This is a genomic window from Bradyrhizobium elkanii WSM2783, assembly GCF_000472865.1.
In the GTDB taxonomy this organism is placed as follows: Bacteria; Pseudomonadota; Alphaproteobacteria; order Rhizobiales; family Xanthobacteraceae; genus Bradyrhizobium; species Bradyrhizobium elkanii_A.
The window spans coordinates 59,695-79,245 of the sequence record NZ_AXAP01000038.1 but is presented as its reverse complement, the minus strand read 5'-3'; the positions used below and the strand labels follow the sequence as shown (position 1 = coordinate 79,245).

Here is a 19,551-nt window from a genome sequence, read left to right as displayed (position 1 = left end):
AGCTGACAATGAAGACGATTTTGGTACCGACCCAAAATACCCCGGCCATGACATCCACACTCGAAACGGCGGTGCTGCTCGCGCGGCGCACCGGCGCCTATATCGAGGGGGTTCCACTGTGGTTTGGCACGCCTGAGTTTGTCGTGGCGGGGCTGGCCAGCAGCTATTCCATGGAAACCTATCGGGTGCGGCGCGAAGCGGAGGCGGCGGGCGAGCGCGAGCTGTTCGAGACTTTCATGCAGCAGCACGGTGTTGCTGCTGCGAAAATGACCGCGGACCGACCTTGGTATAGCTGGTTCGCCGAGGTGCCGCCGGGCGAGGGCCTCGTCGGCAGCCATGGCCGCGTGTTCGATGTGATTGTGATGAGCAGGCCGGGTGCTGCTACGGACCCTCTCTATCGGCGGGCGGTCGAGTCGGGATTGTTCGAAAGCGGTCGGCCTGTTGTGCTGTCGCCGCCGACTGCTCCGAAACAGATCGCGACCAACATCATGATCCACTGGAATGGCAGCACCGAGCAGGCCCGCGCCAACGCGTTGGCGATGCCGCTATTGCACCTGGCCGGACGCGTGACGGTGTTGACTGTCATCGGCGGACAGGATGTGCCGGGTCCATCGGCCGATCAGGTGCGCAAGCAATTGCGGTACAATGGCATTGCCGCAGAGCCCCTGAGCATCGAGCTGAACGGTCGCAGCACCGGCGAAGCGGTGCTCGCCGCGGCCAAGGCGGACGGCTGCGATCTATTGATCAAGGGAGCCTTCACAAGGACCAGGCTGCGGCAAATGATTTTCGGCGGCGCCACCAGCCACATCATGGAACACGCAGACTTGCCGTTATTGATGGCGCATTGAAAATCGTGCCCACCGGACTGCCCTAGGTGTCTTCCGGGCATCGCGAAGCGGCGTCACGAGGGATGGCCGAGAAACTCTCACTGTCCGTCATTCCGGGGCGCGCGCAGCGCGAGCCCGGAATCCATTGGGCCGCAGGCGCAAGTGGAGAAATAGATTCCGGGCTCGATGCTTCGCATCGCCCCGGAATGACAATGGCCAATGTCCTGCACGGACTCACGAGGATGACCCGCGCGGTGGAATCGGTGGAACCACCTGCAGATTGGCAAGATCCTCGGGGCGCAGCCGAAAGGCGACGGGATATTTGTCCGGGTTCACGTTCTCCTCCGGCTCGGTCGATCTCCAGACATAGAGGCATGTCGGACAACCGAACACGGTCCAGACCCCGGCAACGGGAGATTTGCTGCGGACCTCGATCTTGCCTGATCGACATCGCGGACATGCGGCCGGAAGAGTGTCGGCGGTTGTCGCCGTCATGTCCGCATCTCCTTCGCCAGAGCCATAAGCTTGGTCCGCCACTGATCGGTGTGCTGCGGCTTGTCGAGTTCCTCGCCATAGTCGCCGCGGATGTCAGGCGCGATCGGCGTGGTGGCGTCGATGATCATCTTGGTCACCACGCCGGCCGGACTGCAGGCCGGATCCAGAAGATTCTCTGCGAGATTCGGGATGGTCACGATGTCGCCCGCAGGGTTTACCTTCACCGATATCGCCCACATCACCTGCTTAAGATCGAACGGGTCGACTTGCTCGTCAACAACGATCACGACTTTTGCGTATCCGAGACCATGGGTCGTGGTTAGCACGCGCAAGCCCACATATTTGGCGAAGCCGCCATAGCGGATTTTTGTCGAGACGACGACCACCAGACCGTGGGTATAGAGTGCATTGACGGCAACGACTTCGGGAAACGTCGTCTTGAGTTGAAGGAAGATCGGCGCGCTCGTCGTCATGGCTTGCAGGAAGTCGAGCTCGGTCCAGGGCCGCCCCACATAGACCGCGTCGTAGACCGGATCCTTGCGGTGCGACACGCGATCGATCTCGATCACCGGATATTTATGGCATCCCGAATAATAGCCGGGGAATTCACCAAACGGCCCCTCGGTCTCGCGCTGTCCGCAAAGCAGGCGGCCCTCCAGCACATATTCGGATCCCCAGGGGACATCCAGGCCCTTTGCAGTCTTGACGACACGGTATGGCGCGCCCTGCATCACGGCCGCCATCTTGTATTCGAGCTGATCGTAGAGCAGCGGCGTCGCGCCCATCAGCGTGATGATGGGCTCGTTCCCAAGCGCGATCGCGACCGGCAAGTCTTCGCCGCGGGCTTCCGCATGAGCCATATGGATCGCGATATCGTGCTGCGGCACAGTCTGGATTCCAAGGCGATTTCGTCCTTTGACCTGCAGGCGATAGATGCCGACGTTCTCGACATCGTCATTGTTCCAGTCGTCCAGGTCTCGGCTGATGGTGCAGGCTTTGTCGATGAAGTAGCCGCCATCGCCGCGGTTGAGACGAAACAGCGGCAGCAGTTCGTAGAGGTTCACGTCCTTGTCGACGACAACCTCCTGCCAGGGCGCGGTCTCGACGCGCTCCAATGTGCCAGGATATTGCTGGAAGCGTCGGACGAACTCAAAAAATTGATCGCGCATGCTGGCGTCTTTTTCCATGCCAAGCGCGAGAGCATGGTTGCTCCATGATCCATGTATGTTCATGGCGACCCGAGCGCTGGTGTAGCCGGCGATGTTGTCGAAATAGATCGCGGGGCTGTCCTCGCCGATCTCTGTAAGGGCGCAGGCCGCGGCCGCAATGTCCGGTTCGGGAAGAACCTGATCATGGATGCGCAGCAATTGCCGCTCTTGCTCGAGGGCGGACAGGAATTCGCGAAGGTCCTTGTAGGCACGCATTTCTGCCCCCGATTGCTCGGATTGGTTTCAAGCGGCGCGTAACGCGGCAATCTGCCGTTGCCAACGCGAGAGTACGGCTTGAGGATCGTGCAGTGCAAAGGTGACTCCGCCTGTTACATCCGCGTATGGCGCGACATGCTGGCGTACCGAGTCGACCTCCGCCTCGAACAACGCCAGCGGCACATCGGAAGAAGAGTGGGCGAGGCGGCGACAGCGGAGCTTCATCTCGCAAATGCCGCCATCGAGTGAAAGCGCGATCGTGAGCCGTCCTTCGCGTTCAAGATTGGAGGCCATTGTCGATTGCGGAAAAACCGCAAAGCGGACGCGACCAGAAGGCACGATCACCATATCGCCTGCACTGAGCAGGGCAGCGTGAGGCCATCCGTCCGAACCAACCGTCGAGAGACGCAGCGCCTGGGTTTTGGTCTCCAGGTCGGTGCCATCGAGATAACGGACTACCCCGTCCGGGATCTTGCTGCTGGTTGCGGGCGCCGCGTAGAAGTGCTCGGCTTCCTTCATTTCACATCTCCCTCGGAGGTGATCCGCATTCTCGCGGAAATCGAAGGCGGCAGTTCATTGAAGTGAGGCAGGATCGGTGCGCCGCGGTCATCGCGGTCTCGCGGAAGAGACAAGCGTGACTAGCCCTGCAAAAGAAGTACTACCAAAGGCTGTTCCCTGCAACGGCGCCCCCGCCCTCATCCCGAGGAGCCGCGTTAGCGGCGTCTCGAGGGAGGGGCTCCAGGCGAGAGCGGGGCCTCATGGTTCGAGACGCGCTGCGCGCTCCTCACCATGAGGGTCCAAAGTCGCGTGCACGGCGAAGCAAATTATGCAAGCGATTCCAACCTGATTTGCCCGGTCCACCCCTCGCAGGAAAAACATTCCGCTTCCGTCGTCGGGCAAATCAGTGATTTAACTCCGCGCGTCTCACGGCGGATGAGGGGCGGCTCGCGATCGTCACGAACGTTGCGGTGGGATGCGGTGGACGTGAAGCGTGTGACTGACGAGCACACACATCACGGACGGCGAAGTCGTGTGGTCCTGGCGCCCCGACGCTGGCGCTAAGTTTTTTGCGCGAAGAAATCCGCGCGAGAGGCGATGGTGGCAAGAAAGCCCGGTCACCAAGGAGAGCACGAAGGAAACCGTAACACCATCGCGCAGGGAAAGCCGGAATGCTTCGGTTGAACCTGTGGTCCTACCCCCGTGCTTTTTGTTGCACGGGACCCACGGGTGCAACCAGCACCCGGCTTTCCCTGCGCCCTCTGTTCAATGAGGGTGGAAAGTGAAGCAAAGCTCGGGCGAACAATGCCGCGAGAACGCGAACTGCTGCTTCCTCATACTCCACCGTCATGCCCCGCGAAGGCGGGGCATCCAGTATCCGGCGGCCTCTCGGCTCAAGCACGACCGCCTCTGGATTACTGGGTCGTCCGGTCAAGCTGGACGATGACAGCGGAGTTGCTGTTTGACATTTGAATCCGAACCCCATCCCACCCACCATCTCCACGCGCACATCCGCTTCATTCCACCGCGGCGCCCACCGGTGGCCCGCCGGGAGGTCGATGCAGGAACGTCATCGTCAGGTAGGCGCCGACCCAGGAGCCGATCGCCGCGAAGAACACGTAGACCGAGTTTTCGGTGTAACTGATCACCGCATAGGACGAGAGCACGTACCAGACGCTGCTCCAGGTTGCCGCCGGCACGCGTTTGCGTGCCACCACGGCGGACGTGAACATCACGTAGACCGCATCGGTTGCGGCCGTCGCCAGCACGACGCCGGCGGCGGTCAAGGGATCGATGGCCATTGCAACTCCTTCCCAGTTCGGGCACTGCTCTTGGGGCACACAATTGAGGGAATGCCGAAGCGCGACCGGTTCAACCATGCCGAAAAAGGCAGGCGGTCGGCATCGTCAAAACAGGAGGGATCGTCAGGCAGATCTGCCTGCGCACGGCAGGGCCTGTCACACGGCCCGCTTTAGTTTCGCCGGCCGCCACCCCGGAATTTCCCGGGGCTTGGCATTCACCCGGCGTTCATGCCTCACTGTCCAAAGATAAACCGGAACCTGCGTCCAATTGTCGCTTTTTTGGTTGTCTGAACCGGTAATTGGGCACTATTAGCGCGCAGCGGAACCTCCGACATCAGCCACGGCCCATGGTCAAAGACATTACCAAGCAATTGCAGACCCTTAGCCGTCAGCGCCTGGCGCTGGTCGTGGCCGTGCTGGCGGTTGCCGGTGGCGTGGCTTACGCATCCCTGCACAACAAGGGGGCAAATGGCGGCCATTCGGAGATTTCGAGCCAATCCCGCAAAGGCCTGCAGCGCTACACGCCGACCCCTGCCGAATGGGCGAGCCTCAGCCTGCAGCCGGTCTCCGAGCGTGCCTTCCGCGCCGAATACGTGACCGAGGGCAAGATCGGCATCGACGAGGATCGCTCCACCCCGGTGTTCTCGCCCTATACCGGCCGCATCACCAAGCTGCTGGCGCGGCCCGGCGACAGCGTCGTCAAGGGCCAGCCGCTGTTCGTGATCGAGGCCGCCGACACCGTGCAGGCGCAGAACGACTACATCTCGGCGATGACCGGCGTGAACAAGGCGAAGTCCGCGGTCGATCTGGCGCAGATCCAGGACAACCGTGCCAGGGACTTGTTCGAAGGCAAGGCCGTGCCGCTGAAGGATTATCAGCAGAGCCAGGCCACGCTGGTCCAGGCGCAGAACGACCTGCGTTCGGCGCGGACGACGCTGGAGGCCGCGCGCAACAAGCTGCGTATCCTGGGCTTCGGCGACGCCGATATCGATGCGCTGCGCCAGAAGGGCGGCATCAATCCGGAGATCACGATCTTCGCGCCGATCGGCGGCACGGTGGTGCAGCGCAAGGCGGGCCCCGGGCAATATGTTTCCTCGGGCGCCAGTGATCCCGTCTACGTCATCGGCGATCTCTCGACGGTCTGGCTGCTCGCCTTCGTCCGCGAGAGCGACGCCGCCAAGGTCGCGGTCGGGCAGGACCTCACATTCAGCGTGATGGCGCTGCCGGGCCGCTCGCTGACCGCGCGCATCAATTATGTCGCCGCAGCGATCGATCCGGCGACGCGCCGGCTCCTGGTCCGCGCCACCATCGACAACGCGGATGGCGCGCTGAAGCCGGAGATGTTCGCCAATGTCACACTCTATTCGCCGGGCGACCATCCCGCGGTCGGCGTACCCAAGCAGGCGCTGATCTATGAAGGCGACCAGGTGCGCGTCTGGGTCGCGCATCCGGACAAGACGATCGAACTGCGCCAGGTGAAGCCGGGGATCACCAACGGCGATCTCGTCGAGATCGTCGGCAATCTGCGGCCAGGCGAGCAGATCGTCACCAAGGGCAGCCTGTTCATCGACCGCGCCGCCTCCGGTACCTGACATTCCCGGATTATTGAAAGCTTCGATCTGAAATGGATCGCCTCGTCGCTCTCGCAGTCAGCCGCCGCTATCTGATGGTCGGCATCTTCGCCGCCGTCATAATCGGCGGGCTGATTGCCTTCCAGCACCTCAACATCGAGGCCTATCCCGATCCGACGCCGCCGATGGTCGACGTCGTGACGCAAAGCCCGGGCCTGTCGGCAGAGGAGATCGAGCGCTACATCACAATTCCGATCGAGACCCAGGTCGCCGGGCTGAAGAACCTGCGCACGATCCGCACCATCTCGCTCTACGGCCTCTCCGACGTCAAGCTGCAGTTCTCCTTCGATTACACCTATGACGAGGCGCAGCAGCAGGTCCTGAACCGCCTCGCGCAACTGCCGCCTTTGCCCGGCAATGTGCAGCCGACGATCTCACCGCTCAGCCCGATCGGCGAGATCTTTCGTTACCGGCTGGTCGGCCCGCCCAACTACAGCGTCCTCGATCTGAAGACATTGCAGGATTGGGTGCTGCAACGCCGCTTCCGCGCCGTGCCCGGCGTGATCGACGTCACCGGCTGGGGCGGCAAGACCAAGACCTATGAGGTGCAGGTCGATTTCAACAAGCTCGTCGCCAACGGCTTGACCTTGCCGCAGGTGTTGCAGGCGGTGAGCAACGCCAACATCAATGTCGGCGGCAACACGGTCGATATCGGCACCCAGTCCGCGGTGGTGCGCGGCGTCGGCCTGATCCGTTCGGTCGACGATCTCAACAACACCATGGTGTCGCAGTCCGGCGGCAACCCCGTACTGGTGAGGGATATCGCGACCGTCACCATCGGCGAGAAGCCGCGGCTCGGGATTGCCGGAATCGACAATGACGATGACATCGTGCAGGGCATCGTGCTGATGCGCCGCGGCGAGCAGAGCTCACCGACGATCGCCCGCGTCGAACAACTGGTCAAATCGATCAATCACTCCTCGATCCTGCCGCCGGGGGTCAGGATCGAGCGCATCTACGACCGCAAGGACCTGATCGATCTCACCACCCACACCGTGCTGCACAACATGGTGGTCGGCATCCTCCTGATCGTGCTGCTGCAATGGATATTCCTCGGTGATCTTCGCAGCGCGCTGATCGTCGGCGCAACCATTCCCTTCGCGCTGTTCTTTGCCGTGATCATCCTGGTGCTGCGCGGCGAATCCGCCAATCTGTTGTCGGTCGGCGCGATCGACTTCGGGCTGATCGTGGATGCCACCGTCATCATGATGGAGGCGATCTTCCGCCGCCTGTCACAGACCACGCGGCTTTCTGAAGCCGAGCAGAGCCATGTCTCCGCCGAAACCATGATGGGCATCAAGACCCACGCGATCCTGTCGGCGTCCGCCGACGTATCGCGCTCGATCTTCTTTGCCGCCACCATCATCGTGGCCGCCTTCCTGCCGCTGTTCACGCTGAGCGGCGTCGAGGGCAACATCTTCGGACCGATGGCGCGGACCTATGCCTATGCGCTCGCCGGTGGTCTGCTCGCGACCTTCACGATCACGCCGGCGTTGAGCGCGATCATCCTGCCCGCGCATATCCAGGAGACCGAGACCTGGATCATGAGGCAGCTCGATCGCCTCTATTTGCCCGTCCTGAACTGGGCGGTCGCCAACCGGCGAGTGGTGATGGCCGGTGCGGCCGCCCTCGTGGTGTTGACCGCGCTGTCGGTACGATTGCTCGGGCTCGAATTCCTGCCGAAGCTGGAAGAGGGCAATCTGTGGATCCGCGCCACGCTGCCGCCGACGATCTCGCTGCAGGAAGGCAATGCCTATGTCAACGAGATGCGCCGGATGATCCGCGCCCGTCCCGAGGTGGAATCGGTGGTGTCACAGCATGGCCGTCCCGACGACGGAACCGACGCCGCCGGTCTCTTCAACGCGGAATTCTTCGCGCCGTTGAAACCGGCAAGCGAATGGCCCGGCACGCGCGACAAGGATGAGCTTACCGCGCAGCTCTTGGCGCAGTTGCAGGACAAGTTTCCCGGCGTCGAATTCAACTTCTCGCAATATCTGCAGGACAACGTCTCCGAAGCGGTTTCGGGTGTGAAGGGCGAGAACTCGATCAAGCTTTACGGCAGCGACCTGCAGGCGTTGACCGACACGGCCAATCAGATCAAGTCGGTGCTCTCGACGGTGCAGGGGATCACCGACCTTGCCGTGTTCACCTCGCTCGGCCAGCCGACGATCCAGATCGACGTCGACCGCGCCCGCGCCGCGCGCTATGGCCTGTCACCGGGCGACATCAATGCCACGATCAAGGTCGCGGTCGGCGGCGACAGCGCTGGCGATCTCTATGAGCCCGGCAGCGACCGTCATTTCCCGATCATCGTGCGGCTTGCTCCGGAGTACCGCAAGAGCGCCGAAGCGATCCAGAACCTGCGCATCGGCGTCGCCAACCCGAACGGCGGGATCACGCAGATCCCGCTGAGCGAAGTGGCCTCGATCAAGCTGATCTCGGGCGCCGCCTATATCTATCGCGAGCAGCAGGAACGCTATCTGCCGATCAAATTCTCGGTGCGTGAGCGCGACCTCGGCAGCGCGATCCAGGAGGCGCAGCAGAAGGTCACGGACCAGGTCAAGCTCCCGCCGGGATCGCGTGTCGAATGGGTCGGCGAGTTCGGCAATCTGCAGGACGCGATCAAGCGGCTGTCGATCGTGGTGCCGATCAGCCTCGGTTTGATCGGGATACTGCTGTTCCTCAATTTCGGCTCGATGGTCGACACGCTGCTCGCCATGAGCGTGATCCCGATGGCGATCTTCGGCGGCGTGCTCGGGCTGCTGGTCTCCGGCATTCCCTTCAGCGTCTCGGCCGCGATCGGCTTCATCGCGCTGTTCGGCATCGCCGTGATGGACGGCATCATCATCTTGTCGCAGTTCAACCAGCTCATCGATGAAGGTTACGAGCGGATGCGGGCCGTGGTCCGCACCGGTGAATTGCAACTGCGCCCGGTGTTGATGACCTGCGTCGTCGCCGGCGTCGGGCTATTGCCGGCGGCGCTGTCGGGAGGGATCGGCTCGCAGGTGCAGAAGCCGCTCGCGGTCGTGGTCGTGACCGGCATGATGCTGGCGCCGCTCGTCATCCTCGTGACGCTGCCGGTCCTGATCTCCTATTTCTCGCGGCGCGAATCTAGGAGGTGAAGCCGTAGAGCCGGGCCGGGTTGTCGACCAGGATCTTCTTGCGCGTCGCCGCGTCCGGCGCCCACACCGCGAGCTGGTTGAGAAGGCGTCCGTCGTCGATCTGGTACAGCGGAACAACATCCGTGACCTGCTTTCCGGGCGGCACCACCGTATCGGGATGCGGCCAGTCGGTGCCCCAGACGATGCGGTCGGGATTTGCCGCGATCAGGGCCTTGGCGAGCGGGATTGCGTCTTGATAGTCGGGCGCAAGCTTGGAGGCGCGGTAGGCGCCGGAGATCTTCACATAGGCCTTGCCGGACTTCACCAGTTCGACAAGGTCCGGAAAACCCGGTTGTTCCACGCCGAGCGCGGCCTGCGCGCCGCCGAAATGGTCGAAGACAACGGGCACGGGCGATGCGGCGACGAGGTCCTTGACCGCCGGGATCAGCGGCAAGTTCGTGTACACCTGCACATGCCAGCCCCGCGCCTTGACGCGGTCGATCCCGGAGGTCAGGCGGGCACGGGCGACATTGGGATCGTTGATGCCGCCGGTTGCGAGGTTGAGGCGGATGCCACGAAAACCGTCCTTCTGCATCGCATCCAGATCGCTTTCCGGCGTCTTGTCGTCGATGACAGCCACCCCCCGCGCGGTCGCGCCGCGTGCCATCATGCCGAAGCGGGTCGCGGAATTGTCGGTGCCGTAGACGCTCGGCGTCACGATCACCACGCGCTCGATCCCAAGCGCCTTGTGCAGCGCGCTCATCTCCTCGGGCGAGGCCGGTTCCGGCGTGTAGACGCGACCGGCGAAGAACGGGAATTTCTGGGGATCGCCATGGATGTGGGTGTGGCAGTCGCAGGCGCCGGCCGGCACGTCGAAATTCACCGGCGTCGAAGGCTGGGCTGCCTTGGCGTGCACGTCTCTGTTGTTCATCATCACTCCGGCCGCGATGGAGGCAAGCATCATACTGCGTCGCGTCAGCATTGGTCTTCTCCCTGCGTTTCCTCGTTTGATCGGCGCTTGCTGCGCCCCGGCGTTATCAGCCGCCGGTTGAGCGAGGTTACAGGGCGAATGTGCGGGCGGGAAGGCGGTGATGCCTATGCCGGATCACTGTCCGGACGGCGTGCGCAGCCCGTGCCAGGCGTCGCGCACCTGATGGTAATGCACCTCCGGCAGGTAATCGGGCGTATTGAGATTGAGGTTCTTGACGTCGAGCCGGCCGATGGCGCTGAGCAGGCTGTAGGAGGCGATCACGCGGTCGCGCAGTGCGCCGATCAGCCGGGCTCTGGCCGAGATCAAATCCTGTTGCGCATTGAGCACGTCGACGGTGGTGCGCTGGCCGCCAGCCGCCTCGCGCTGCACGCCCTGCAGCGCAACGTTCGCGGCACGGACTTCGGACTCGGAAGCGGAGACCGCCGTCTTGGCACCTTCGTTGGCGACCCAGGCGCTGATCGCAGCGGTGCGCGCCTGGTTACGAACCTGGTCGAGCACCAGCCGGCTCTGCGCCGCCACTTCCTTGGCCTGCCGGGTCTGGGACGCCGCCATGCCGCCGTCATAGATCGGCTGGTTCAACTGGCCGATGATGGAAGCCTGGTCGGTTCCGAATGTGCCGAGCGTCGGGTCGGAGTCGCGGCTGCGGCTCACGCTGCCCTGCACCGTGACGTTCGGCATCAGACTGCTCTCGGCGACGCGGATCGTGGTCGAGGCGACGTCGACGTCGTAGCTTGCCGCCATCACCGCCGGGTGCTCTTTGAAGGCGAGCCCGATCGCGTCCTCGCGATTGCGCGGCAGCAGGCGGTCGGTGGTCTCGGCAGGCCGCAATTGCCCGGGCGCATTGCCGATGACCTGTGCGTAGGTCGCTTGGCTGATCGCGAGACTGATCTCGGCGGCGTTGAGATCGGCAAGCCCGCGGTTCAGTCGCGCTTCGGCCTGCGCCGTGTCGGTCGGCGTGACATCGCCGGCATTGAGGCGCTTCTGCGTGATGGCTTGCGTTTCGCGCAGAAACGCGACGTTGGCGCGCTGCGCCTCGACCAAGGACTGGTTGGCGAGCACGTTGGTATAAGCGGTCACCGCGTCCAGCAGCACGCCCTGGCCGACATTGCGCAGCGCCTCGCGGCCGGATTGCACCTGCAGTTCCGCCACCCGCACGCTGTTGGCGGTCTTGAAACCGTTGAACAGCGTCTGCGTCACCGTCAGGCCGATCTGCCACGGCTTCAGGTTCGCGGTCTGAACGACGTTATTTGGCAAGAGGTCGCGCACCGCCTGCAAACCGGCGGAGAGGGTTGCTGCGATCTGCGGACGATAGCCAGTCAGTGCCTGCGGCACGTTCTCGTCGGTCGCCCGCTGCCGCGCCCGCTCGGCATTCAGCGCCGGATTGGTCTGGTAGGCTTTGGCGAGTGCTTCAGGGAGGCTCTCCGCATGGACCGCCGAGGCGGCGAAATCGACACAAAGCATAACGCCAAGGCAAATGCCCGTCTGAAGCAAACGCCTTCTCACGTCGCTAACTCTAGCGGCACGTCCAACCATAATAACCCGCAAACCACCCCGACTGTCCGCCCCCGTCGACTGGGTCACATCTACTGTTTAGGGGATGGTCTCGCTACTGACAAACGGTCGCGCGACATCTGCACATCAAATCAGCGCTTGTCTGTTGCCGGTTCGTCACAGACGGTGACGACAGTGATTTAGAGCATGATGTCACTTGGTTGAATCGGCGTGACCGCGGTTGTACCTCTCCCGTAGGGAGAGGTCGGCGCGCAGCGCCGGGTGAGGGGTTACGGTTCCTCGATGGAGCTCATCCCCCTCACCCGGATCGCATCTCACGATGCGATCCGACCTCTCCCCGTCGGGGAGAGGTAAGGCACCTCCGACGTGGCGCCAATTCGACCTGATCTCATCATGCTCTAGCTTACCTGTTCTTATTCACAGGCTGTCGCTTCTCGATGAAGGCGGCCATGCCTTCGGAACGGTCTTCGAGCGCGAAGGTCGAGTGGAACAGGTTGCGTTCGACGTTGAGGCCTTCCGACAGCGTGGTCTCGAAGGCGCGGTTGACGGCTTCCTTGGCCATCGCCGCTGCCGGGCGCGACATCGATGCGATCTTTTCAGCGGCGGTGAGTGCTTCGTCCATCAGCCTGTCGGCAGGCACGACGCGGCTGACGAGGCCGGAGCGTTCGGCCTCGGCGGCATCCATCATCCGTCCGGTGAGGCAGAGATCCATCGCCTTCGACTTGCCGATCGCGCGCGTCAGCCGCTGCGTGCCGCCGATTCCGGGGATCGTGCCGAGCGTGATCTCGGGCTGGCCGAACTTCGCGGTATCGGCAGCGATGATGATGTCGCACATCATGGCAAGCTCACAGCCGCCGCCAAGTGCATATCCCGCCACCGCCGCAATCGTCGGCTTGCGGCATCTGGCGACGCGGTCGCCGCCAACAGCGGCGAAGTCGCTGGTGAACATGTCGATGAAGCCTTTCGGCTCCATCTCCTTGATGTCCGCGCCGGCGGCAAAGGCCTTCTCGCTGCCGGTGAGGACGATGCATCCGATGGCGTCGTCCGCCTCGAGGTCGTCGATTGCGGCTGCGATCTCGCGGAAGACGCCGAAGGACAGCGCGTTGAGCATTTTGGGACGGTTCAGCTTGATGATGCCGACCGCGCCCTTGCTCTCGACAATGATGTGTTCAAACGTCGACATGATCCACCCCGTTCTCCTGATCTGGCGGCAATGTGCCCGCTGACAGGGTGGGCTTCAAGTGGGCTCCCGGACGCGGTGTGGCGCTATTTGCGCCGCGCGTCCGGGCACAAGGGGACGTCAGGCCATGAACATGCGGGCGGCAGACGCCATGGTCAGCAACGCGCCCGCGGCGATGAAGATCTTGCCGATCAGGGAAGTCCGGTCCCAGGTCGTGTCGTCGGCGCTGGCGACCGGCGCCGCCGTCGGCGCCTGGGCGGTCGTCATCGCGACCGCCGGGGCAGGCTGCTGCGGCTGTGGCTGCGCGGCGGGCTGATTCTGCTGCTGGCTCTCCTGCATCGCGCGATCGACTTCGTTGAGCTGGTCGGAGGCGACGACGTCGGCATCACCGGGCGCCTTTGCCTCGTCGGGCTTATCGGATGCGGCGAGCAGCGTGTTGGCCTTCGCCGACATCGCACTCGCATTATCGGCAGGAACGTTGGGGGTCAGTTCGGCCTTGGCATTGGCGACCAATGCCGGAAGCGACACGGCTGCGGCGTCGGCGGTCTCGGCGCTATCCGGTTTCTTGGCCTCGGACGACTTGGATTCGGAGGACTTGGAATCGGACGATTTAGATTCGGTCTTGGCTGACTTGTCGCGCTTTGCGTGACGCGTACTCTGTTTCTTAACACTTGCCGCACTATCGGAGTCCGACGCAGTCGTGCCGCCCGAACCTGCCGCCTCGACCGGGGACGGCGCGGCGACGCATGCAAACAGCCCTGCGGCCACAAGCACCGCCAGAAGCCCGCTGGCTTTGGTGATCATCTGACAATCTCCCCATTTGCCCGCCCCTGAGGGGCGAATGAGACCCCGAGGCGTGTCCGCAGCGGGGCAGAAAAAGGGAATCTTCGGGTTTTGCCGGGCCAAAACGGGGCGGCACTGTTGCGCCAAAACGGCTGCTTTCGGGCACGGCGTCGATTTTCCTCCAGGTAAAATTCTGCGCTCACGCCCCGGCCGGTGCGAGCTCCAGCAATCGATGTTAAGAGCGCTGTGGATCTCGAACGGCCCGCTCGACTTGCGCTGGCCCGGATTTGAGATTCTGTCGCCCGGCCGCTGTTTCACGATTTTGTGATCAGTTCGCCGCGGGTGTAACAAATTGAAGGATCGACCGAATTGCGTTGTGGGAGCGCACGTGCGCGAGCGTGAGGACGAATGGACCGGCCTGATGCGGTCGGCCATTTCAGGCGACAGTACGGCGTATCATCGCCTGCTGAAGGCGATCACGCCGGTCCTGCGGGCGGCCGCGCGCCGCGGTTTGGCGCGCGCGGGCCAACCGATCGATCAATCCGAGGATATCGTGCAAGACATTCTGCTGGCGGTGCATTCGAAGCGACACACGTGGGACGTAAACGCCCCGTTTGCGCCCTGGCTGTTCGCAATTGCCCGCAACAAGCTGATCGATGCACTGCGACGCCGGGGCAAGCGGGTGTTCGTCAACATCGACGATTTTGCCGAGATCTTGCCCGGCGAGGCGCAGGAGGAGAAGGCCTCCGCGAGCGAAATCGCTGCGCATCTGAACGCATTGCCGGCGCGGCAGCGCGAGGTGCTGCAGTCGATCGCCGTCGACAGCGCTTCGATCAAGGATACGGCAGCAAAATTCTCGATGAGCGAGGGCGCCGTGCGGGTGGCGTTGCATCGCGGGCTCGCCAATCTGACGGCGAAACTGCGGGAGAGTTGAACATGGAGACCGATCAGCTCATTCGCACGATCGCCGCCGACAACACCCAGCGCGCACAGCCGGTGGGCTTTGTCCTGATGCTGGCGTTGCTCGCCGCCGCACCGATTTCTTTGCTGATGTTCTTCACCGAGCTCGGCGTCAGGCCCGATGTCATGACCGCGATGCACAACCCGTTCTTCGGTCTGAAGTTCGCGGTGACGCTGGCGCTCGCCGCTTCTGCGATCGCCGTCAGCCTGCATCTATCGCGGCCCGAGGCTTCGCTGCGTGGCTTTGGCTGGTGGTTGCTGGTTCCGGCCGGGCTGCTCGTGGCCGGTATCAGCGGCGAGATGATGATGCCGCAGCGCGCGCCGATGATGACGCGACTGGTCGGCAACAATTCGCGGGCATGCCTGATCTCGATTCCCTTGCTGTCGCTGCCGCTGCTCGCGGCCGCTTTGTTCGGCCTGCGCCATGGCGCGCCGGCGCGCCCGGCAGCCGCCGGCGCGATCGCGGGCCTGCTGGCAGCGGGACTTGCGGCGACGCTTTACGCATCGCATTGCGCCGATGATTCACCGCTGTTCGTAGCGACCTGGTACACGATCGGGACCACGCTGGTCGCCGCCATCGGCGCCCTGATCGGCTCGAAGGTGCTTCGATATTGATTGCGGTCCCTCCACGTCGTCATTGCGAGTGCAGCGAACAATCCATCTCTCCACTTGCGGAGGCATGGATTGCTTCGTCGCTATCGCTCCTCGCAATGACGAGTGTGAAGGCTATGCCGCGGGCGCGGACTGCTGCATGCGGTGGAAGCGCAAGACCTGCTGTGCGGTCGATGGCCGGAGCCGTTCGTAGGTCTCCATGCAGGCCAGGAGATCGGTCGGCTCGCCGCCTGACAATTCGTCGCGCAGGTTGATGATCGAGCGCACGGTCGACCACGAGAAGCCTGCGACCTTGGCCAGGATCATCACGCCTTCGGCGCGGGTTTCGATCATCATGTTCTCGGCAACGGCCAGACTCACATTGGCAAGAGCTGCAATCGAGGCATTGGTCTCGTCGAACTTGCCGGCGTCGGCAAACGCTGCCACCTGGAATTCGTCGAGGCGGCCATCCTCATACAGCGACTTCACCAGCGCATGGGCGATCGCCGTGTCGCGCGTGACTGCCGCGGGCGCGGAGCGAGCGCGCCGCGTCGCCTCGCGCACCGCGCTCGGCACCTCCTTGGCCTGCTGCGGGTTGGCGGCTTCGAGCCGGTGCCGCACTGTGTCCGATGCCTTCGCCAGCAGTTTCAGATAGAGATGCCGCGGCATGCTCGGGCGCAGCCCGATGCAGGTCGCAAGGTCGTCATCGCCTTCGGCGCGGCTGATCAGCCGCGTGAAGCCGCGTTCGGTGAATTCGGCGCCGGGATTGTTGACGGTGCTCTGGATCACCTCGTCGTTACCGCGCAACACCAGCACGTCAGTGACGGCACCGCTCAGCGTCTTGCGCGCCGCGATCGCCATCAGATGCGCCTGGCTCTTGTTGCGCGCGGTTTCGATCAGGGTGTTATCGTCGAGCCGGCTCGATTGCGTCAGCACGGGACCGGCGACCTCGATCATGTCGTCGAAGGCAAGCGTCCGGACGGTCAACGGCGGGGCAGTATCGATCGGCGCCAGCCGGTTGGACAATAGCGCCTTCGCCGAGGTTTCGATGTGAAGCAGCAGGCACTGGAACACATCGTCGAACAGCGCGATCTGCTGGTCCGAATAGTCCACCGCGCCGTTGATGAAGAGATCGGTCACGCGGCGCAGGGTCTCGACCCGGCGCGCCACCGTTCCATGCGCGAGCGTTGCCTGCAACTCGTCAAGCAAGTTCTCGGGGGCGATTGCGGGTTTCAAATTCATGACTGTGACTCTGTCCTGGAGTATTGGCGATGCCACCGCGTCGGCTTCTCCGACGGTGGAAGCGAATTCGTTTGGTCATGCACTGGCGATGCGATTGCGTCCTCGTGCCTTGGCCGCGTAAAGCGCGCTGTCGGCGCGCGCGAGAAATGTGTCCGGGCCCTCGTTGGGCCGCAGCGTTGCAATGCCGGCGGAAATCGTCACCTGCATGCCCGGCGAGAACGCGCTCCAGTCGAGCTCGGCGATGATGACCCGCAGCCGCTCCAGCGCGCGCGTGGCGCCATCTTCGTTCAACTCGGGCAGTATCAGCAGGAACTCTTCGCCGCCGTAGCGGCCGAAGCGATCGATGCTGCGGATGTTGGCGAACATGGAGATCGCGAAGGTCCTGAGCACTTCGTCGCCGGTCGGATGGCCATAGACGTCGTTGACGCGCTTGAACCAGTCGAGGTCGATCAGTGCGACAGAGCAGGGTGCGCCAGTGCGCTCGGAGCGGACGATCTCCTCGTCCAGTGTCCGCATGATGCTGCGCCGGTTGAAGGCGCCGGTCAGCTCGTCAAGTTCGGCGAGCTCCTCGATGCGCTTGTAGGCTTCCTTCAGCTTCTGCCCGTTCTGGTACAGCGATTGCTGCATCGAGCTGGAGAGGATGCCCAAGAACATGCAGCGCCCGATGGTGAGCGCAAAGACCAGCACGGTGGCGAGCCGCTCCAGGGTGCTGCCATGCGGCATCGAGATCGGCTTGTCGGTCAGAAGGAACAGTGCGGCGAGGCCGAGCACCGTCACGGTCCAGATCAGGGCGGTCTGTCGCGCCGAGGTCCTGAGCGCGCCGAAGCCGAACACCACGAACAGGTTGCACAGGAACAGCACGCCGACTTGCGGCGCGATGTAGGTGAATGCGAGCTGGTTCGCCATGTGGAGGGCCGACTGCGGCGCGACCAGATAGTGATCCTTGAAGCGGTCGTGGAAGCCGAGTTCGGAAAGCAGCACGTAGACGGCGCACAAGCCCAAGCCGCAAAGCGCGTAGGCCATGCCCAACACCATCGGGATCGTGCCGGCGCTCGCATAGACCAGGAGCACGAGGGCGTCGAGAACATAGCAGACGCCGACCATCGCCTGGATCTGACGCCGACGTCTGGCGCGGCGCAACAGCTTCGTGGCAGCCAGCCGTGAGCGGCGGCCATTCAATCCGCCCGCAACCGGGTTCAGAAATGAGGACGCTGCGATGCCCATGCGCTCGCCATCGAGAGGAAAACTCGCAAAATCTACGGGGAAAAGCCTTTAGGTTTGGTATCTTTCGACCCCGAATCCGGTCGGTAGAATCCCGCCATCTCCCTTGTTTTCGCAGGTGAAAATCGGGGAAACCTTGACCAGGCAATCGCGGCGGACGAGTGCCGGGCTCGACGGGTGGGAATTGGCGGGAGGACTGCCTTATGTGCCGACTCTTGCTAAGGTTGCGAGCAGTCGACACGGTCTTGGGGAGGCTTTGCCCTACCATGATACCTATCCGGGGCGAGGGAGTGCGGAATTCACACGGAATTCGGGGTTTGTGGGATGGTTCACACATGCGTTCCGCACATTGCGGTAATGTGAAGAATTCTGCTCTCTCCATCGAACCAGCCCCCACCCCCTCTCGACCAATCTTGCGAGACGGCCATTGAGCGCGACGCAGGCGGCTTCAGACGAGGTTCTGATCGCCCGGATCGCTCAAGGCGACCGGCTCGCCATGCAGGTGCTGTACGGGCGGCACCACGTCAGAGTGTACCGTTTCGGACTCCGGCTTGTGCGGGACGAACAGGTCGCGGAAGACCTCATCAGCGAGGTGTTTCTCGATGTCTGGCGCCAGGCCGGCAAATTCGAAGGACGATCTGCCGTCTCAACCTGGCTGTTGGCGATCACCCGGTTCAAGGCCCTGTCTGCGCTGCGGCGCAGGAAGGACGCTGAACTGGACGAGGACGCCGCGAACGCGATCGAGGATGCGTCCGACGATCCGGAAGTGGCGGTGCAGAAGAAGGATACGGGTGAAGCGTTGCGCAAGTGTCTAACGGCACTTTCGCTGGAGCACCGGGAGATTGTCGATCTGGTCTACTACCACGAGAAGTCCGTGGAGGAAGTCGCCGAGATCGTTGGTATTCCGGAGAACACCGTGAAGACGCGCCTGTTCTATGCGCGGAAGAAATTGGCCGAACTGCTCAAGGCAGCCGGCATAGAGCGAGGTTGGCCATGATGGCGGCGAGAAGGAAGATGCTGGAAGAGCCCAGCGACGTCGAATTGCTGCTGCCTTGGCATGCCACGGGCACGTTGAACGCGCGCGATGCGCGACGTGTCGAGGAGGCGCTGGCCAGCGATGCGGAACTCGCCGGGCAATATGCCGTGATCCGCGAGGAATTTGCCGAGACCATCCGCCTCAACGAGAGTTTGGGCGCGCCGTCGATGCGCGCCATGCAGAAACTGTTCGCCGAGATCGACCAGGAGCCGGTGCGCACACGGCCGACTTCGGTGAGCCTTTCCAGGCGAATCTCGCAGTTCTTTGCAAGCCTGTCGCCGCGGACGCTGGCGTGGTCGGCGGGCGTTGGTGCGGTCGTGCTGCTGCTGCAGGCCGGCGTGATTGGCGCGGTGCTGATGATGAAGAGCCAGGGCAGTTCGTTCCAGACGGCGTCGCTCACGCTCGAGCAGCGGGCGGCTGCGCCGGAGTCCGCCGCTCCGATCACCCGCAACCTCGGTGTGACGAGCCCGCCGCGCGCGCTAGTTCGTTTCGCGCCGGACGCCCGCATTTCCGACATCACGGCGCTTCTCGACAATTACCAGGCCTCGATCATTGGCGGGGCCCGCGACGGCATGTTCCGGATCCAGTTCGGCAACAGCGCGATGAGCAAGACCGACGTCGCCGCGCTGCTCGGCAGGCTGCAGAAGGAAAAGATCGTCAGCCTCGCGGTGGAGACGCCGTAAGGCGCAAGCGGTCATAGATTTTCCCACGACGCGCTAGCGCGAGATGCCATGACCCGTGAACGCTCGAAATGGCGG

At 63.3% G+C, this 19,551-nt stretch carries 17 protein-coding genes; 7 read left to right on the top strand and 10 right to left on the bottom strand.

Annotated features, from left to right (window positions below):
• Positions 1 to 8: 8 nt before the first annotated feature.
• Positions 9 to 848, top strand: coding sequence for a universal stress protein (locus YY7_RS0128530; protein WP_028166201.1), 840 nt, complete (start codon positions 9 to 11; stop codon positions 846 to 848).
• Between the two features lie 213 nt (positions 849 to 1,061).
• Here YY7_RS0128530 and YY7_RS0128525 read toward each other — a convergent pair whose 3' ends face one another.
• The 4 genes from YY7_RS0128525 to YY7_RS0128510 all read right to left on the bottom strand — a co-directional run bounded on the left by YY7_RS0128525 (position 1,062) and on the right by YY7_RS0128510 (position 4,545).
• Positions 1,062 to 1,322, bottom strand: a complete 261-nt coding sequence (locus YY7_RS0128525; RefSeq protein WP_051396981.1) for a non-oxidative hydroxyarylic acid decarboxylases subunit D — start codon at positions 1,320 to 1,322, stop codon at positions 1,062 to 1,064.
• Positions 1,319 to 2,746, bottom strand: coding sequence for a non-oxidative hydroxyarylic acid decarboxylases subunit C (locus YY7_RS0128520; protein WP_028166199.1), 1,428 nt, complete (start codon positions 2,744 to 2,746; stop codon positions 1,319 to 1,321). The genes YY7_RS0128525 and YY7_RS0128520 overlap by 4 nt, the downstream gene beginning before the upstream one ends.
• 27 nt (positions 2,747 to 2,773) lie before the next feature.
• A complete protein-coding gene (locus YY7_RS0128515; protein WP_051396980.1) occupies positions 2,774 to 3,265 on the bottom strand; it encodes a hypothetical protein in 492 nt (163 codons plus the stop codon).
• A gap of 995 nt (positions 3,266 to 4,260) precedes the next feature.
• Positions 4,261 to 4,545, bottom strand: a complete 285-nt coding sequence (locus YY7_RS0128510) for a hypothetical protein (RefSeq protein ID WP_028166197.1) — start codon at positions 4,543 to 4,545, stop codon at positions 4,261 to 4,263.
• Between the two features lie 347 nt (positions 4,546 to 4,892).
• On the opposite strand from YY7_RS0128510, the gene YY7_RS0128505 reads away from it, so the two are divergent.
• Together YY7_RS0128505 and YY7_RS0128500 are read left to right on the top strand one after the other, a co-directional pair.
• Positions 4,893 to 6,137 (top strand): efflux RND transporter periplasmic adaptor subunit, encoded by a 1,245-nt coding sequence (locus tag YY7_RS0128505; RefSeq protein ID WP_028166196.1) that lies wholly within the window; start codon positions 4,893 to 4,895, stop codon positions 6,135 to 6,137.
• Positions 6,138 to 6,169: 32 nt separating this feature from the next.
• Positions 6,170 to 9,298 (top strand): efflux RND transporter permease subunit, encoded by a 3,129-nt coding sequence (locus YY7_RS0128500; RefSeq protein WP_028166195.1) that lies wholly within the window; start codon positions 6,170 to 6,172, stop codon positions 9,296 to 9,298.
• Here YY7_RS0128500 and YY7_RS0128495 read toward each other — a convergent pair.
• From YY7_RS0128495 to YY7_RS0128480, 4 genes are all read right to left on the bottom strand, one after another.
• Positions 9,288 to 10,259 carry an amidohydrolase family protein gene (locus YY7_RS0128495; RefSeq protein ID WP_028166194.1) on the bottom strand — a complete coding sequence of 324 codons (972 nt, stop codon included), beginning with the start codon at positions 10,257 to 10,259 and terminating at the stop codon, positions 9,288 to 9,290. The two genes, YY7_RS0128500 and YY7_RS0128495, sit on opposite strands and share 11 nt — an antisense overlap.
• A gap of 123 nt (positions 10,260 to 10,382) precedes the next feature.
• Positions 10,383 to 11,801 carry a TolC family outer membrane protein gene (locus tag YY7_RS0128490; RefSeq protein WP_028166193.1) on the bottom strand — a complete coding sequence of 473 codons (1,419 nt, stop codon included), beginning with the start codon at positions 11,799 to 11,801 and terminating at the stop codon, positions 10,383 to 10,385.
• 382 nt (positions 11,802 to 12,183) lie between these two features.
• The gene (locus YY7_RS0128485) at positions 12,184 to 12,963 is read right to left on the bottom strand and encodes an enoyl-CoA hydratase (RefSeq protein ID WP_028166192.1); all 780 of its coding nucleotides are present in this window, start codon (positions 12,961 to 12,963) and stop codon (positions 12,184 to 12,186) included.
• Positions 12,964 to 13,080: 117 nt separating this feature from the next.
• Entirely contained in the window at positions 13,081 to 13,764 is a 684-nt protein-coding gene (locus YY7_RS0128480) for a hypothetical protein (protein ID WP_035691140.1), read from the bottom strand.
• A gap of 367 nt (positions 13,765 to 14,131) precedes the next feature.
• Between YY7_RS0128480 and YY7_RS0128475 the strand changes: the two genes are divergently transcribed.
• Positions 14,132 to 14,677 (top strand): sigma-70 family RNA polymerase sigma factor, encoded by a 546-nt coding sequence (locus YY7_RS0128475; protein ID WP_028166190.1) that lies wholly within the window; start codon positions 14,132 to 14,134, stop codon positions 14,675 to 14,677.
• Between the two features lie 2 nt (positions 14,678 to 14,679).
• Entirely contained in the window at positions 14,680 to 15,318 is a 639-nt protein-coding gene (locus YY7_RS0128470; RefSeq protein WP_028166189.1) for an NrsF family protein, read from the top strand.
• A gap of 111 nt (positions 15,319 to 15,429) precedes the next feature.
• On the opposite strand, the gene YY7_RS0128465 is transcribed toward YY7_RS0128470, so the two are convergent.
• A complete protein-coding gene (locus YY7_RS0128465; RefSeq protein ID WP_028166188.1) occupies positions 15,430 to 16,536 on the bottom strand; it encodes a DUF2336 domain-containing protein in 1,107 nt (368 codons plus the stop codon).
• Positions 16,537 to 16,611: 75 nt separating this feature from the next.
• Positions 16,612 to 17,760 carry a GGDEF domain-containing protein gene (locus YY7_RS0128460; protein ID WP_028166187.1) on the bottom strand — a complete coding sequence of 383 codons (1,149 nt, stop codon included), beginning with the start codon at positions 17,758 to 17,760 and terminating at the stop codon, positions 16,612 to 16,614.
• Between the two features lie 424 nt (positions 17,761 to 18,184).
• Here YY7_RS0128460 and YY7_RS0128455 point away from each other — a divergent pair, with 424 nt between their 5' ends.
• Complete coding sequence (locus tag YY7_RS0128455) at positions 18,185 to 18,754, top strand: sigma-70 family RNA polymerase sigma factor (RefSeq protein WP_028166186.1); 570 nt, start codon at positions 18,185 to 18,187, stop codon at positions 18,752 to 18,754.
• On the top strand, positions 18,751 to 19,476 hold the full coding sequence (locus tag YY7_RS0128450; RefSeq protein WP_028166185.1) for a hypothetical protein: 726 nt from the start codon (positions 18,751 to 18,753) through the stop codon (positions 19,474 to 19,476). The genes YY7_RS0128455 and YY7_RS0128450 overlap by 4 nt, the downstream gene beginning before the upstream one ends.
• Positions 19,477 to 19,551 lie beyond the last annotated feature (75 nt).